This window comes from Niastella vici (assembly GCF_002077945.1).
GTDB classification, from domain to species: domain Bacteria; phylum Bacteroidota; class Bacteroidia; order Chitinophagales; family Chitinophagaceae; genus Niastella; species Niastella vici.
In genome coordinates, this window is the sequence record NZ_LVYD01000075.1 from 1 (window position 1) to 16,797 (window position 16,797).

The window sequence follows — 16,797 nt, forward strand, 5'->3', positions numbered from 1 at the left end:
GCAACGAACCGCTCTACCCGGAACCTGCTAATAAAGAATTTACATGAAATTCAGCAGCTTACGTATATATTAAATCTCGAAAACAGCAATCAGACTTAATGTAAGATAACCTTATTAGCCCTTACAAATTTCCGGAGAACCATGACGAATCAGCTTGCTATTGTCAAAGCGGAATTATACCTTGCACGAGTCTAAAATATATGGTTATGCGTCATTTTGTCCGCAATTTAACACTGCTGATGTTTGTGTTACTTTCTAAAGAGATGTTTGCACAGAACGAACGTTTCCCGACCATAACTAAACAGGAAATGGCAAACTTCCTGAACAGTTTTTATCAGAGCGATTCCTTTATAAAAAAACTTAGATTTATAAACGTTGCACAACGCCCTACATGGATTACTGACCTACCTCAGTTTGAAATAATAGATTCCGTCTTTACTGAACTGGACATTTCATTTTTTAAATTTCAACTACAGCACTTTCAATCCTGCACTTTTAATTCATCTTATATAGCAGCAGCGAATTTTATGGATGAAAAGGATTTTAACAGAATTTTCAGTGTCCGGGCGGTAGACGCAGTGAACGCGTGGGATGTGTTCCATAAGAAATATGGATTGGGTTACACTTTAATTTCCTGGCCGGTGTTTAGCAAAGACAAAATGTCCTGTGTTCTCTTTGTGGAATATACAAGTAACCGTTCAGAGAGTACGGGGGCGCTTAAAATCTATAAAAAAGAAAACAGCAGTTGGAAACTGTTTAAAGAAAAATATATGTGGGGAAATTCAAAATAGAATACATGACGCCTGTCAGTATTGATACCGGTGCTTTTATTTTTAAAAATCCTGCCAGCATCCGCAGTTTTTCATGGCCAGCAGGATATTATGATTAATCTTTAAACAACCTGAATTGGGGATGACAAAACCGGAACAAACAAACTGAAAAGCATACTTCTTTGTATTGTTAAGTTCGATTTTACTTGTAGTGCTCAAGGAATTTTCGTCGGACGTGGGCTTCTATTTTATGGACTCTTGCCGAATTTGCATCCTATTATAAATTTTAAATGCGACAGATATTCTTTGCTGGATTCTGCATTTTAGCATTTGGGAGTTGCACGAATTCTGACAAAAAAAGCAAGTTTGATAATATTTCCTCAACCGATACCACTTGTATAAAAGCAGTAAAAAGAGCCAAAGAAGATATAAGCAAAGGTGAACTTTCATTTTGTTATCACACAGGAAGTCTTTTATACGAGCCCGTGAGATGCGAAGAAGAAATCGATTCTATTTTGACATTATTGGGAATCGGATACAGAAATGTTATGACGTCTGATGTGGTTTATGAAGGACAAACACAGGGATGCTATGGCGACTACATGAACGAAGTAATTTTAAGGAGGTTTGGAAATCATTTTATTGATTCTATCATGTATAAAGCTGATAGTATCTTTGTTTCAAAAAATCCCAATAAAGTCTTCAACTACCATGACTGTGATACCGATCCAGTGTTTCCGGGTGACAGTAGTGATGATAACAGAAACTTTAACCCCGGTCTACAAATAGCCTTCGACAGTAAAGTGACATATCCTGAAGGGTACATAAGAAAAACACCAAACGACAAACTTGGTTTTGTAAATCTTAATCTATTAATTGACAAGCAAGGCAATGCAGAAATTCAACAATTTTCATTTGTGTTTGATAACGACAAAAATCTTCAATTTCAAAAGCATTTTAAAAATATTTATGAACCAATTATCAAAGGAACAAAGTGGATACCGGCCACAATAAAAAAGCAAAATGTTTCATCAACGATAACGGCATTCGTTTATTTGAAATAACAATAACATCATGGTAGAAGCAAAAATGATAAATAGCTCAAAGAAGATATCTATTAGTAAAAGTTGGCAATCGGGTAACAACATTTTTGAATAAGGAGTAAATATGTTTACGAATTTGTTATTATTTATATTGTGCTTGATGGCTGGCAATCGATCACCGGCTAATGGTAATGAAGCAGGTTGCCAATACTATTACAGCAAGTTGCTAAAAAAGAACATTTATACAACTTTGGAAATTGAGCCGGAATTTCCGGGCGGATCTGCAGCTTATGTTCGTTTTTTAAATAAAAACCTAAGGATTTCCGTAGATACACTTGTTGATGTAACCTCGTTGCCAATGCCCAAGATGAAATTTATTGTTGAAACTTATGGACAGATAATAGCCCCTTGTATTGATGGTAAAAATGATACAACACAGCTCAATGCCCTAGAAAAAGATGCCTTGGAATTCATTAAAAAAATGCCCAAATGGGTACCCGGTATGTGTGGTGGTAAAGTGGTAGCAGCAGAAGTGAACCGCCCTTTGGCAATTTGTATAAAGTGGGAAACAGAGTAAATACTTCTGCATTTCTAATAACAGTATAAAAGATACGGTTGGATAGAAGCGGGATTGACTTCAATTGGATTCGAACTTTCTCTAACGTATTCAAATTGAGATCAATGACTGATTTATTACGGATGGATTCAAAATTATTCAAATTAAAACCCCTTCATTTCCAACGATCTGAAGGGGTTCATTTTTTAGTCGGGCGGACTGGATTCTAACTCCCAATATTCCTTAATCCCAGGATTGTATACAAATGAATGCCTGTTCCGCCCGTCATACATCCAAGACTATCATGTTTTTAAAATTGACCCGCCTGCCTGGTTCTAAACAAATTATTGCCAGTCAATGGCTTAAGATGATATGCTCGTTGGAAGAAAATCTTCATATGGTGCTACAATTCGTTGGCAGTTTCCCACCAGGGAAAAGGTCCCTGATGTTCGGATGCCTTTTTTTATTCCCGGGAGTTTGGCTTGGTTGGCTCAGCGCATCCCGGCTTACATTCGGGTGGGTCGGCGGTTCGGGCCCGTTAACCCCCACAACGAAAGATCCATCAGTAATGGTGGATTTTATTTTGTTTTGCACCTCAAACAGGAATGCAAATTCATTTAATTTCGGGCATAAATTCAGCACCATGCATAGAAAAGGATTCCATTGCGTTATTAGAATATGCCTCCTCTTATTTTTCTTTGTCTTTTTAATAAACACCTTATCTGCCCAGGAAACAAACGTCAGGAAAAAACTGGTGGGTAGCTGGATGTATTACAATCTGGAATATCCGAAAGACATGTCGGCGAAAGAAAAAAAAGAGTCTGCCAAGGCCGCCAGCATGAACGCAGGAATGTTGCTGATCTTTACGGATGATGGAAAGTATAAGGTTACTGCGCTTCAAAATAATAAACGGCAGGTGGTAGCTTCAGGCACTTTCTTACTCTCTGAAAATGACACTTATTTAAAAATAAATGGCCTGGAAGGGTACATCGCAGACCTCGACAAACAATACCTGAAACTATTTCTTCCCGACAGACCAATTATGGTTTTCAGGAAAAATTGATAGCAGGCAGGAAACCCGGTGCATTATTTTCACCCACTTACTCCTAAATGCAATTATTTAATCGTGCGAGCATATATTATTTTCATTACACTCTCCTGTATTTTAAAAGCAGTAACCAAAAATATAGCCCTGCTTATTTTTAAGGCAGGGCCATATTAAATAGATTCTATACGCTCAATAATAATCCAATAACCGCCACTCTGAAACCTGTATAAGGCTGGCGCCGCTTATGGAAGTAATATTCAGTCTGTAATAAGAATAATTGGCTTCTGTAGCCAAATTGAACGTACGGGTTAAATTTCTGCCGGGGAAAGTTTCATTGCTTCTGCTGTCAATGGTTGTCCACGTTGTTCCATCATTGGAGCCTTGCAGGTTAAACTCTTTCGGATCGCGATCCGGCGCGTCATTACCTGAAGTAATGGTATACGCATCTATTTTCCTTGAGGATGGATATGCCAACTGCACATAAAGATCAGTGTTGTAATTAAACGCCAGGTATTTTGATGAGAAATTACTGTCAACCAAATTGGGTAGTTGCTCAGCACCGGGAGAATTGGTATAATTTCCTGTAATCGTTCCGCCTTTTGTAACATCTCTTGACCTTACATTGATTTCATCAATTCTGAAATAAGTAACTGAAAGATTACTGTCAATTCTTCCCGATGACACACTCACCAGTTTTATTGGCAACATATATCTTACCCCCAACGTCAGATTTTTGGGATTAATGGCCAATGTAAGCGGCTCTGACGAGGAGCCCCCGCCTTTTACTGTGGTCGTAGTGCCCGAAAGGGTATAGGCGCTTTTCGGCAGCACCTGGTAAACGTTGCCCGTAAAGGCATTATCCTCATTGTATTTTTTTACGAGTGAAGTATCAACGGCAAAATTGCCGGTAATGTCTGAAGGCGCTCCATTATAGGAAGTATAATAAAATCCGAATACCGTTTCCTGAACAGAATCGACTTTAACCAGCGGCCGTACTTTATTTTTATCCTGGTATGCCTGCGGCATATAGCATACACCTTCTTTGATGGTGTACAGATCTGCTTCTTTGAGGCAGGCAGTAAATAGAATTACCACAGATAACAAAAGTAGCAGTGCTGAAACTGGCTGTGGCTGTTTATTTATATTGAATCGGATGAACATATAAGCTGTTTTTTGTTTTTAAAGGGGTGTTAGCTGTTTATTACCAGCCAGGGTTTTGAACCAGGTATTTGTCTTTTAATATTTCGTTGTTGGGGATAGGCCACAAATAATCTCTGGGTAAGAACCTTCTTTTTTGCACCAGCGTTTTTTCATAAAAGCCTGCTCCATCGGCAAAAATGTTCATACCATATACATCAGCGCCCATTGTTTCGGCAGCGATCTTCCAGCGGCGCAGGTCAAAGTAGCGAACATTTTCAAATGCCAGTTCCACCTGGCGTTCGTGCCAGATAATATTGCGTACTGCATCCTGGCCAATGGGAACGGGCAATGGATTTGTACCGGCGCCATATTGCGGAAGCCCGGCACGTTCTCTTATCCCGTTTACCGCTTTTAGAATGTCGGGATCACCGGGGCTTGATTCATTTAATGCCTCTGCATAGTCGAGGTACATTTGAGCCAGCCTAATATATACCCAGCCTCTCGACTGGTTGCTGTTGGCAAGCTGCTTTCTTACGATATACCCGGTCGATGAAACATCCCATGTGCTTTGGGTTCGGCCCGAATTGCCGCTCAGCTCAAAAACCGGCACCACTTCATTGGGGCTGCTACCCTGGTTTTGCCAGTAACAACGGTTATAGCTTACACCCACATAAAATCTTGCTTCGCGGTTAACCCATTGATTAAATGTAGACCGGTCTTTGACATCATAAGGCGCCCTGAAATTGGAGAATCCTGATGACTGGTAACCCGAAAGGGCGTCCGATATCGCTAATCCGTTATTCATTTCATAAGCATCTACCATGCTTTGGTTCACTGAAAGAAAACCTGCGCCTTTTCCTACCGTGTTATTATAACCTACCAGTTTTGGTGTAATGTCGTACCAGTAGTCGCCGGCGCCTCCACACATGGCTTTCCCCCATATCCACTCCGGGTTCCAGTCGTTCAACATCACGTTTTTACAGCTTTTGTAGGCGGCTATAAACGGGTCGGTATCATTTTCGGTATAAAGCTTGTATGTACCCGGCACAAATTCATTCAGGAATTCCCTGTAAGCTGCTGTGGCCAGTTTCCATTTATTGGCATCATACGTTTGGCTGATCAATTGCAACCCGTCCTTGTTCTTTAAAGAAGCGTAATCTTTATTGCCATTGAATAATGGGCTGGCCGACATTAATAATACCTGCGCTTTATATGCTTTACAAACACCGGTGGTTATGCGGCCCCATTCATTATTCAAAGGCAGGTTGGCAGGTTGGTTTTGCCCCAATGTTTCAGAAGTTTTCAACTCAGTATAAGCCTGGTCCAGCTCACGCGTAACGTACGCTACACAACTGTCGAAAGAAGTACGGGGGAAAAATATGGCATCGCCGGTACCTTCAACGGGCACTACATTTTCTGTTATGATCACCGGCCCGTACAGCCGCATCATCCAGTAATAAAAAATAGCTCTCAATGCACGTGCCTCCGCTTTGAAGCGCATTTTCTGCAGGTCGGTTAAATCGGGAGCCGTTGCTGCATCGATCTTTGAAATAAAATCAGTAGCCGTTCTTACCGGTTTATAAAAATTTGTCCAATAAGTACCGCCTATATTATTATCCCAGGTGCTTTGATTAAGTGCATTGGACATTACCCAGTTTAGCGACCAGTAGTTAGCTTCATCTGAAGCGCCGGTCCACGGCCCTGCATAACTACCCCCGGGGGCAAAACGACTGCTGAATTCATCAGGAATATTGGCATATACCTGTGCCAGATAGCCGTTGGTATTGTTATAAGTTTTAAAGATGTCTTCTTCTTTTAAAAGGTTATCGGGTATCTGGTTAAGAAATTTTTTACAGGAGGCCATCGTCACCAGGGCGAAGAACACAACTATTATTTTGGATATATTGTTTGTCATTGTATCGATAATTAAGGATTAAAAATTAGCCTGCAACCCTATAGACATATTACGGGTGTTGGGGTAGGTATCGCCATTTGCCGTATTCAGTTCAGGATCCCATAATTTAAACTTGCTCCAGTAGAGTAAATTCACCCCTGAGAAATATACCCTGGCGCTTGTTAAGCCAATTTTTTTGAAAGGTTCTTTTGGAATGTTATAGCCGAGATCAACCGTTTTTAAACGAATGAAGCCAATGTCCTTTACCCACCAGGTACTGGCCACGGTATTATTCGATGTGGCTGTGGTGCCCCAGCCGAGGCGGGGGAAATAAGGATGCTCCGCTTTATTTTCTTCTGTCCACCTGTTGGTTGAGATCATAAAAATGTTACCGTCATTACCGCCACCACTGAAAGGCATTGCCGCATTACCCGACATTAACCTCGACGCACCTGATATTCCCTGGAAAAACACACTGAGGTAAAACCTGCCAACGTTAATGTTGGTGCCAAAACCATAAACGAAATTGGGCACATCCCAACGGCTGATCTTTGTTTGGTCATAAATATCAATAACACCATCACCGTTGAGGTCCTTATATTTCAGATCACCAACCCTGGGATTACCCAATGCAATCTGTGAAGGGCTGTTATCAATTTCTTTCTGGCTTTGGAAGATCTTTTCAGCTATATAACCGTAACTGGCCAGCAGGTTATGCCCCCTTCTTTCCTGGTAGGGATCGGCAAAAGGAGCCTGCCTGTTCTCGCGCAATATATCTGTGTTGTAAGTGAAGTTTCCCCTGAAAGAAATGCTTACTTTTTTTGATAATGAAATGGGCTGTAACTCTACCGTTCCATCGAACCCGGCTGCATCAAGGATGCCGTAGTTGCCAACGGGATTATACTGTAACCCGGCGTAGTCGGGAAAGTCGGCCCTGGTTAAAAATACCCCCGTGCGATGTGACCGGAAGTAATCGAGCACAAATGATAGTTTATTTTTCAATACATTAAACTCGATGCCCAGATCTTGCGTATGGGCAGTAGCCCATTTTACGTCGGCGCCGTATTGTGAAATGTTCACGCCTGAAATACCATTGCTGGCACCTGGCCGGCCGAATGTAATTCCACGGGCGCCGTTTGTAACAAGTGTTAAAAAACCGAAACGTAAACCGGTTCCCGGCGCACCTGCTATACCATTGGAGTAGCGGATCTTAAAATATTGGAAAATGTTTGACAGTGGTTCAAAAAACTTTTCTTTTGAAACAATCCAACCCACCCCAATGGAGGGAAAGAAGCCAAACCGGTTAGCGGGCGCATAGTTTTCGGAACCGTTATAACCGGCGGTTATTTCTGTAAAGTATTTGTCATTGTATGAATAAGTGATCTTGCCTGCTACGTTTTGCTGGCGAAACGGGATGTAAGTGCTTAAGGTACCGTTAAAAGGATATAACTGGCTCAACTGGTTGTAAACGACTGTAGAGTAAATATGATGATCTCCAAAGTAGCGGTCGTATGAAACCTGTCCCTCCATTGTAAACTGACGGGTTCCACCATTGGCAGTGGCGAAGCCTAACTCGTCGGATCCTGCGATCATTTGTTCAAGGTTCAGGCTGCCATCGGGTTTGTAAGGATTTGCCTGGTTTAAATAGTAAATACTTCTGCTCCTTATTCTGCGTTCATAGGATTCATTATACAGATCATAAGAATACATACCTCTTGCATTAAGGCCTTTGGTGATAAAACTCAAATCCTGGGTGAGAAAAATGCTGCTGTTAATTTTTGAGGTAAATCTTTTAATATAACCCGTTTGTGTTACGGCCGCCCAGGGATTGGGCGAAGGAGTGGAACCATAACCTATACCCGAAACAAGGTTACCGGGGTACATAGGTGGGTAAAAAACAGGACTGGCATTCTGCGCCTGGGCAAAGGCCTGTGTGGCGCCCCAGCCAGGCTCAACGAAATTGGTAATATAACCGTTTAGATATAAGCTGAATTTGGTTGTTTTGGTCAGGTTCATATCGATATTCGACGTATAGTTAAACCTTCTGAAGAGGGTAGTGGCGTCGTAATCAACATTAGGATCGGTTTTCAACAGCGACGTTTCATCATAATAGGCCACAGAGGTATAGTATTTTGTATTTTCATTACCACCGGTGGCGCTTACGTTGAGGCGTTTGTTGAACGAGTATTTTTTGAACAATAAGTCCATCCAGTTTACATTCGGAAACCTGTAAGGATTAGCTTTTCCGGAAAGTGTACTGTCTATATATTCCTGGGTAAACTGCGGGGCCTGGCCTGAAGCAACCAGTGCCTCATTTTTCAGTTCCATATACGTTTTGGCGTCGGCCATTTCAGGCACTTTGGTAAAAGAGGTGGTTCCGTGGTTATAATTCATCATCAGTTTTACCTTACCCGCTTTGCCTTTTTTTGTGTTGATGAGAATTACCCCATTGGCGCCCAGGGAACCATATACAGCGGTGGAAGACGCGTCTTTTAAAATGGTGAAAGACTCGATGTCTTCGGGGTCAACGCTGTTTAAGTCCCTGCCCTGTACACCATCGATGATGACCAGTGCACCGCTGGGGCTTCCGCCAAATGTTTGAATTCCTCTTATCCATATATCGGCGGAGTTACTGCCGGGTAATCCAGAGCGCTGTACGCCCACTACACCTGCCACCCGCCCGGCCAGCATGGTGCTAAGATTGGCTACCGGGTGTTCCAGTTCTTTTGCGCTGATGGTTGACTGCGCCCCTACAACACTGATCTTTTTTTGTTTACCGCCGTAACTGGAAACAATCACATCTTCAAGACTGCCAGCTTTGGCATCCATGATCACTTCCAATACCAGCGTATTGTTAACCGGCCGTATCATTTCAATATAACCAGTATGCGTAAAAACAAGTACATCTGTGCCGCTTACCTGTAGTTTAAATTCGCCCTCGTTATTGGTGGTAGTTCCCGTTGTGCTTTTATTCTGTATTACAACAGATACGCCAGGAATGGGTTTGTCCATCTTGTCTTTTACAACTCCTGTAACGGTAATGAGTGATTGTGAAAAAGCACCGTTTGAAATGAGAATTGTCAATAAGAACGCAGACAGAACTCTAAGCAGAAAGTTTCTGGGCATAGCTTTCGTTTTAAGTTTTGGTTAGATAACAATATTAGAGAGTTAGCAGTGGTGAAATAGTTAATGGAACTGAAACGGAATGTTAACGGAAATTAAACGGGATGCCCTATAGCTGAGCGTGCTTCGTATTTTATATATTAACATTCACTATGATATTTCATGAAATTTCAGTAATCTAGTGCCGGAAGTTTTTAGCAAAACCAGTTGGCTATACGAAATACTAAATGCACTGCAATGAGAAGATCAACTTTGATACTTATAGTAGGGATTGTGGTATGCGCAGGTATCTTTTTTACAGGCACAGCGATTGCTGTAGGGAAGAAGTTCGGCGATATACTATCAGGATTTTATGAAGTACATAATCAGCGTAAGCTGGTAAAAAATTCTATCGACCCTCAAAAGGTACCGGCAGGCGCCGGTTTAATTTTCATTAACAATCCATTTGATCTTTATTGACAGGTTGCAAAACCCCAACGGGCTAATTTAGTTTAGCTATACAAATCACACAAAGAATTATGCCCGCATTGAACGTGTAAACCCGGGTTTACTTTCCGTTGTGGCAGCATGTTGCTTACCTGGTATCGATGCACATACGTACAAGGGCCGGTAGAACCAGCCCTCTTGAATGTATGCTGAAACAGTTGATTAGCGGTAAGTGAGTTCAAGTTGCGGATGCGCACTATAATCCTGCCACAAGCCGTCAACCGTTTTACCAGTTAGTTTGGTCCATATTTGAGGGGTATATTCTCCCGCGCGGGCTGCCTTATCCAGACTGTCTATGATGCCGGAGTGTTGGTTCTTTTCGAGCCAAACAAAGAAGCGTGCCGTTACGCGATAGGCATTGGTGTAATGCTGGCCGGCACTGAAGTCGGGAAGCCACCAGTTGCCATTGTGATTGTTGATGCCATATGTGTAGCGGGCATAGTCGGCAATGCCTTCTGTGAGCCATCCGGGCACAGGGTGCGTATAGTTTTGAACAATGTGCATGGCTTCATGGGTCACTACATCGATGTCTTCGGGGTGCGCTTTTAGCCACAGGGGGCTTATGCGTACCCTGTTGCCGCTGGTTTCGGCAACCCCGTCGTAGTTAGGATCGATGGTGAATATCACTTTCCGGGCTGCCTTTGCATTGAAGCGGCGAACCTCAATGGGGTAAACCTGGAAGAAAGCGTCGATCAGCCGGCGGCGGGTACTGGTATCGAAGCCGGGATGCAGGTTATAGAACAGGAGCGTGTAGCCTTCACGGGTAATGGTGTCTGCGCCCGGTGCCCCGTAGCTGGTCACTAGCAGGCCCGAAATGCGTGCCGGCTGTGTGAACCCAACCGCCAGTGCGGCAGCCAACAGAACTATTAAAATTGCTTTCATTGATAAAAGTTATATGATCCCGTGAAGGTATTTACCACTCTTCCGGGATGTTGTCAACGAACATTAAACGAAGTGTTAACGGAAATTAAATCATAACCAAAACATAGCAGCTTGAAATATTCGACTACCCTTCATACGATCATAGCCGTTGCCAGCCTGCTAATACTCTCGTATGTACAATTCTTCCTGCTCTACAATACCTATGAATTGAAAAACGATCATTATTTCTTTGCAGAAAAGAGCACCATCACGAAGGAATACCTGGCTGCCATCAGGAACGACAAGGTTTTTCCCGGCGGCGGAGCGATATTAGACAAATACCTGATAGGGCATATGCAACAACTGGAGGAGTTATACAACCACGACCGGGCGGCGTTCAGCCGGCTTGGTCAACAGGTTTGTGACAGCGCGTTTCGCGATCTGCGCAAAGCAAATAATCTCGACAGCCTGCTGCTGGCTATTATGAAACGCAACGGGCTCGACAGAAAGATCCGCTATGCTTCTACCATTGAATCGGTGGAAATAGCTTTTCAGCGCGACCGGTATATCCCGCTTTACCAGCAGAATGGCAGCTATCCTTTTATTGATCCGCAAATACAAACGAAAGCGGGGATACGGATAGGTGGCACGCTGGAAAACCTGGAAGCGAATACCATGGCACAAAATCTAATGGTCAGCAGCAGCATGGATCACACCTACCGCATCTCGTTCAGCCTGTACATAGATACTTACAACCGCAAACAAACGATCCTGGGGCAAATGATGCCTACCTTCCTGTTATCGCTTTTGTCGGTTGGCGGCGTGGTGCTCCTGTATTTTGTTACCTTCCGCAACTGGATAAAGCAAAAAAAACTGTCTGAGATGAAATCTGACTTCATCAACAGCATTACGCACGAATTCCATACACCGTTATCGGCCATTATTGTAGCCAACAGGACTATGCAGAATGAAACGATCATAACAAACAGGGAAAGCCTGCTGCCCCTTACCGAAGTGGTGAAGCGTCAGGCTGAACGGTTGAAAACGTTGATTGGCCAAACGTTGGAGATAACAACGATGAACAAACTTTCGCTGCAGTTGGAAAAGAGACCGGTGCACCACCTGCTCGACGAACTGCTGCTCGATTACCGGCTCAATGCAACCGAATCGAACGTTACCCTCACCCTGCAAAAAAATGCCACACGGGATGTAGTTCTTCTTGACCCGTTCTGGTTTACAACCATAATTTTGAATATTTTTGACAATGCCGTCAAATACAACGCCAGGGAAAATAAGGAGATCGTGGTTACCACGTTCAGCGACCGCAGGGCCCTGCATATTGCGATAGCAGACAATGGCATTGGGATGACAAAAGAAATGCGCAAGCATATTTTCGACAAGTTTTACCGCGGTATGAGCGAGACCCGCAGCCGGGTGAAGGGATTGGGATTGGGGTTGTTTTACGTTAACAAGGCGATCAATTCGCATCGATGGAAGATTGACATCAGGAGCGTGGAAGGCGAGGGGAGCGTGTTTACTATCAGTATACCTTATCAGAATAAAAATACTTCCTATGAAGGCTAAGATACTGTTGGTTGAAGACGAGATCGATCTGGGAAATGTGGTTAAGCAGTACCTCGAGATCGTTGGCTTCGAGGTAAGCTGGGCGCAGAATGGCAAGGTGGCGCTCGACCAGTTGCAAAATGAACGGAGCGCTTATCAATTAGCCGTTATCGACGTTTCTATGCCCGTGATGGATGGTTTTGAGTTGGCCAACCGCATCGTTGTATCAGGGCTTCGTATTCCTTTTCTTTTTCTAACGGCCCGCAATGAAAAGGCTGACCGCCTCTACGGCCTGAAAATTGGCGCAGACGATTATATTTCAAAACCTTTCGATGTAGATGAGCTGGTGCTTCGAATAAAGAATATCATCCGGCGCTGTGCCGGCGCCGAAATGCCGCAGCGGCCGGTGATCGTTCGCGGCGACGTGGAATTTAACAAAGATTCACTGGGGCTGTTTATCAAAAATGGTAATGAGATCGTGCTTACGCCCCGGGAAGCGGAGCTGCTGTTGTATCTCTTTGGGCAGGAGAACAGGATCCTGCGGCGCGAAGACATTCTCATACAACTATGGGGAAAGAACGATTATTTTCTCGGCCGCAGCCTCGACGTTTTTATTTCCCGCCTTCGAAAACACCTTCACCACTCCGACTGTGTGAGCATCGAAAATGTGTATGGCGTAGGGTTTATCTTCCGGGTGAAGGAGTAGGCATTTATGGTGGGGGCATCCCGAACGCACCGGCTTTGTGATCATAGAATGATCATACATACTGTGTCGGTTTTCTTCTATTTTTCCCCTTTCTGCCTGAATAATTTTGGGTTCATAAATAATCGCCTTTATTATGAACCGGATCATCACTGTTGTTTCCTTATTCATGGTTGCCCTGGTAGCGGCTACCCACCTGACTCGCGCTGCTTATGGCCATTCAACAAACCGCTATGCCGGCCTGTTGCTTCCAAAAATTTCAGATTATAATATTTTCACCGGCGACCCGGTAGCGCTTACACCCGGCAATGGTTTCCAACTGTATGAACTGGCCACCGGCCTCTTTACCGATTATGCCGAAAAACAACGGCTCATTAAAGTGCCGGCCGGTACTGCCATCACCGCTATGCATGATGGATTGCCGCAATTCCCTGATGGTACCATGCTGGTAAAGACCTTTTATTATTTTAATGATAAACGAAATGCAGCAGCAGGCAAACGCCTTATTGAAACCCGGCTGCTGATCAAAAACAACGGCCAGTGGATGGCCGGCACCTATGTATGGAATAAGGAACAAACCGATGCCGGGCTTACAACAGGCGGGTTAAAAACGGCAGTAAGCTGGATCGATGAACAGGCAAACAACAGAACGATTGCTTACCAGGTACCGGCAACAAAAGATTGCGCCAGTTGCCACAATGCCAGTAATTCCCTTATGCCAATTGGCATAAAGATCAGGAACCTGAACCGGGAGGTTGTACGGAACAATACCACCATAAATCAATTACAATACTTACAAAATGTGGGTATCATGAATGCGGTTACTATTGACCGGTTTACCCACCTGCCCGGCTGGCAAAATGAAAACATCCCTATACAGGAAAGAGTACGGGCCTACCTCGATGTAAATTGTGCGCATTGCCACAGTGATGCCGGTTCCTGCGCCCGTTCAACCCTGCGCTTTGCCTGGGAAATACCGCTGGCCGGTACACGCATAGAAGCCAGAAAAAAACAGGTCATCAATATGATGGAAAAAGGGCGGATGCCGCGCATTGGCACCACCATCGTTGATGAAGAAGCCCTCGCCCTGATCAAAAAATATTTACAATCAAAATAAAACTACCACTTATGACTTTCGCCAACATCGCATTACTTGCAGCCGCTTTCACTACAGCACTTATTGCCGGATTATTTTATTCTTATTCCTGTTCTGTAAACTGGGGACTGGGCCGTTTACCCGATGCCGGCTATCTCGCTGCCATGCAATCGATAAACAGGGAAATACTGAATCCCCTGTTCTTTATGAGCTTCATGGGCACCCTGCTATTGTTGCCGCTGAGCACCTGGTTGCAATATGGCCAGGGTTCCTCGGTTCGTTTTTATCTTTTACTGGCTGCCACGCTGATTTATGCAGTGGGAACGTTTGGAGTAACCATTATGGGTAATGTTCCATTGAACAATGCGCTGGATGCATTTCAAATTCAATCGGTATCACCCGAAACGCTGCATCAGCAACGTGAATTGTTCGAAAAGCCCTGGAATGCGTTGCACACCATTCGAACCCTGGCCAATGCCATTGCGCTGATACTGGTGTTGCTGGCCTGTATAATAAAGTCAGAAACACTAAGGCCCGCTTAAGTGTTTCTGACATTTATTTTTCATTGCTTATTACCAACCCGGCGCCTGTTGTAAGGCCGGGTCTTTGATGAGTTCATCCTGATTAACGGGAAAGAAAAAATGCGTGGGCGATACAAATACCCAGGTGGCCACAAAGAACCGTTGCATGTTGTACTTTTTGCCACCGATAGTTATTTTTCCATTGGCATCTTCAACGGGTTTCATCCCATTCACCATGCGCTGGCATTTGGGATAGGGCCAGAATTTTTGGGAACGGGTATCGTTATCGCCGCCGGCCGATTGCCAGCTTTGCTCCCTTGCCAGTTCGGTGGCGCTACTGGGTTCCAGATATAAACGGGAAGTGAACCAGCGCTTGTTCTCATAAAAGAATTCAACCCGGCGCTCCCGCTGAATATATTCGTTCGTTTTTGTTTTATCGCCTTTTACCGAGGGGGGAACCGGTACCATAAATGAGCGCTGCCTGATGGTGTTTAGTATGGTCATGATTGCATCGGCAGAGCCGCCGGTCTCATTGAGCGCTTCTGCATAAATAAGCATGATCTCGGGCAATCGAATGAGCGGGTAATGGATCTGGAAGCTAACACCATTACCCGGCCGGTAATCTTCCCGGTAAAACTTGCGTAGAAAATAACCGGTGGTGGTTGAGTTGGTAGCGCCTATTTTGTCGGAACCGGTGGCGGTATTCTTTACCGAATTGCGAAAGGTGGCGCCGTTGTAAATGATATCGCGGTAAAAGCGCGGATCGCGTTTTACGCTCTCGTAGGGGTTAGCATCATCGTAGCCATCTGCCACCGCACGGGCATCGTATACGGGATAGCCAAAGCCGTCTGGCGCAATATATTCGTATTCATCAACCTGTTCCTGTACCGGTTGCTGGCGGCTGCCCCCGCCTTCTGAGGGTGGATAGTTGTCGCCCTGCCAGGCTTCGTATTTGTCGTTCATGTTCATGAATATGCCTTCCGTTTTAAACGCATTGAAATCATAGAACAACTGGTACAAACGCGAGTACACCTTGTTGTTACTGCCCGATACAAAATCGTTGCTTCCGTAACCGGTATACAGGCTGTAGCGGGGCTGGCCGTTTTCCGATTTCAGGTCAAGCACCGCTTTGGCGGCATCACGGGCTGCTTCCCAGCGTTTGTTATCGCGGGTGCTGTAACTGGCTTTTCCTATACGTGTATCATTGGGCAATGCACCGCCATTGTAGAGTGGGGTAGCGGCCATCCAGCGTACAATGGCTTTTAAGGCGAGGGCCGTTCCTTTTTCGGCCCGGGCAAATTGCGGATCGGTTTGGTTAACGGGCAACAGCGCGATGGCCGAGTCGCAATCGGCGCTGATCTTTTCTACTATGGTATGAAAGGTTTCCTGTTTTATGGCCATATCGCCATTGGGGTCTATCAGGTAATCGATATATGGTATTTCGCCATACAACCGGGCCGCCAGGTAATGATAATAGGCCCGCATAAAATACGTTTCACCCATGCGTATATCCAGATCGCCTTTATTAAGCGGGTTGTCGGGTGTTTTGTATATTCTCACCCCGGTAAGTATCTGGTTGGCGATGCGAAGGGTGGAATAAATATCGGCCCATTTGTAGCCGCTGCCGGGTTGGTCGCTGGTGTTCCACCCACCGGTATTGAAAGCGCGCGACTGTCCGTTCTCAACGGTTGATCCGCGGCATTCATCGGTAATGGCGCTTAATGAAAAGTGTTGTAGAAAGGCCAGTCCGCGCGAACGGGAATGCAGATCGCCATACAGGTCGGTGATCAGCTTATTCACTTTTTCATAATCACTGAACACCTGCTGTTCGGTCATTTGGTCATCGGGTTTGCGGTTGAGAAAATCTTTCTTGCAGGAGAGCAAGGCTGTTATTATCAGTATATATATTAGTAAGGTTGATTTTTTCATAAATGAAACTTTGTGTTTGGTTACCGGTTGCCGGTTACCGGTTACCCGGGAACTGGAAACCGGT

General features: G+C 44.4%; 14 protein-coding genes. 9 read left to right on the top strand and 5 right to left on the bottom strand.

Annotation, left to right across the window (positions count from 1 at the left end; genetic code table 11):
* Positions 1-206: 206 nt before the first annotated feature.
* From A3860_RS31720 to A3860_RS31740, 4 genes are all read left to right on the top strand, one after another.
* Positions 207-791 (top strand): hypothetical protein, encoded by a 585-nt coding sequence (locus tag A3860_RS31720; RefSeq protein ID WP_081154381.1) that lies wholly within the window; start codon positions 207-209, stop codon positions 789-791.
* Between the two features lie 269 nt (positions 792-1,060).
* Entirely contained in the window at positions 1,061-1,834 is a 774-nt protein-coding gene (locus A3860_RS31725; RefSeq protein ID WP_081154384.1) for a hypothetical protein, read from the top strand.
* A gap of 139 nt (positions 1,835-1,973) precedes the next feature.
* Positions 1,974-2,390 (top strand): hypothetical protein, encoded by a 417-nt coding sequence (locus A3860_RS31730; protein ID WP_143774363.1) that lies wholly within the window; start codon positions 1,974-1,976, stop codon positions 2,388-2,390.
* Between the two features lie 622 nt (positions 2,391-3,012).
* Complete coding sequence (locus A3860_RS31740) at positions 3,013-3,432, top strand: hypothetical protein (protein WP_143774364.1); 420 nt, start codon at positions 3,013-3,015, stop codon at positions 3,430-3,432.
* A 174-nt stretch (positions 3,433-3,606) separates the two neighbouring features.
* Here A3860_RS31740 and A3860_RS31745 read toward each other — a convergent pair whose 3' ends face one another.
* From A3860_RS31745 to A3860_RS31755, 3 genes are read right to left on the bottom strand one after another with little or no spacing between them, the layout of a single operon-like run.
* Positions 3,607-4,578 (bottom strand): BT_3987 domain-containing protein, encoded by a 972-nt coding sequence (locus A3860_RS31745; protein ID WP_081154396.1) that lies wholly within the window; start codon positions 4,576-4,578, stop codon positions 3,607-3,609.
* 40 nt (positions 4,579-4,618) lie between these two features.
* Entirely contained in the window at positions 4,619-6,472 is a 1,854-nt protein-coding gene (locus A3860_RS31750; protein WP_216823556.1) for a RagB/SusD family nutrient uptake outer membrane protein, read from the bottom strand.
* Between the two features lie 18 nt (positions 6,473-6,490).
* Positions 6,491-9,577 (bottom strand): SusC/RagA family TonB-linked outer membrane protein, encoded by a 3,087-nt coding sequence (locus A3860_RS31755; RefSeq protein WP_081154399.1) that lies wholly within the window; start codon positions 9,575-9,577, stop codon positions 6,491-6,493.
* Between the two features lie 234 nt (positions 9,578-9,811).
* Between A3860_RS31755 and A3860_RS31760 the strand changes: the two genes are divergently transcribed.
* Positions 9,812-10,033, top strand: coding sequence for a hypothetical protein (locus A3860_RS31760; RefSeq protein ID WP_081154402.1), 222 nt, complete (start codon positions 9,812-9,814; stop codon positions 10,031-10,033).
* Between the two features lie 189 nt (positions 10,034-10,222).
* On the opposite strand, the gene A3860_RS31765 is transcribed toward A3860_RS31760, so the two are convergent.
* A complete protein-coding gene (locus A3860_RS31765; RefSeq protein WP_081154404.1) occupies positions 10,223-10,942 on the bottom strand; it encodes a basic secretory protein-like protein in 720 nt (239 codons plus the stop codon).
* Positions 10,943-11,053: 111 nt separating this feature from the next.
* On the opposite strand from A3860_RS31765, the gene A3860_RS31770 reads away from it, so the two are divergent.
* The 4 genes from A3860_RS31770 (at position 11,054) to A3860_RS31785 (ending at position 14,825) form a co-directional block, all read left to right on the top strand.
* Positions 11,054-12,505: a sensor histidine kinase gene (locus A3860_RS31770; RefSeq protein WP_081154407.1), complete on the top strand. Its 1,452-nt coding sequence runs from the start codon at positions 11,054-11,056 to the stop codon at positions 12,503-12,505.
* The gene (locus tag A3860_RS31775; RefSeq protein ID WP_081154410.1) at positions 12,495-13,190 is read left to right on the top strand and encodes a response regulator transcription factor; all 696 of its coding nucleotides are present in this window, start codon (positions 12,495-12,497) and stop codon (positions 13,188-13,190) included. The genes A3860_RS31770 and A3860_RS31775 overlap by 11 nt, the downstream gene beginning before the upstream one ends.
* Positions 13,191-13,323: 133 nt before the next feature.
* Positions 13,324-14,304 (top strand): c-type cytochrome, encoded by a 981-nt coding sequence (locus tag A3860_RS31780; RefSeq protein WP_081154412.1) that lies wholly within the window; start codon positions 13,324-13,326, stop codon positions 14,302-14,304.
* A gap of 11 nt (positions 14,305-14,315) precedes the next feature.
* The gene (locus A3860_RS31785) at positions 14,316-14,825 is read left to right on the top strand and encodes an anthrone oxygenase family protein (RefSeq protein WP_081154415.1); all 510 of its coding nucleotides are present in this window, start codon (positions 14,316-14,318) and stop codon (positions 14,823-14,825) included.
* A 30-nt stretch (positions 14,826-14,855) separates the two neighbouring features.
* On the opposite strand, the gene A3860_RS31790 is transcribed toward A3860_RS31785, so the two are convergent.
* The gene (locus tag A3860_RS31790) at positions 14,856-16,733 is read right to left on the bottom strand and encodes a RagB/SusD family nutrient uptake outer membrane protein (protein ID WP_081154418.1); all 1,878 of its coding nucleotides are present in this window, start codon (positions 16,731-16,733) and stop codon (positions 14,856-14,858) included.
* Positions 16,734-16,797: the final 64 nt, after the last annotated feature.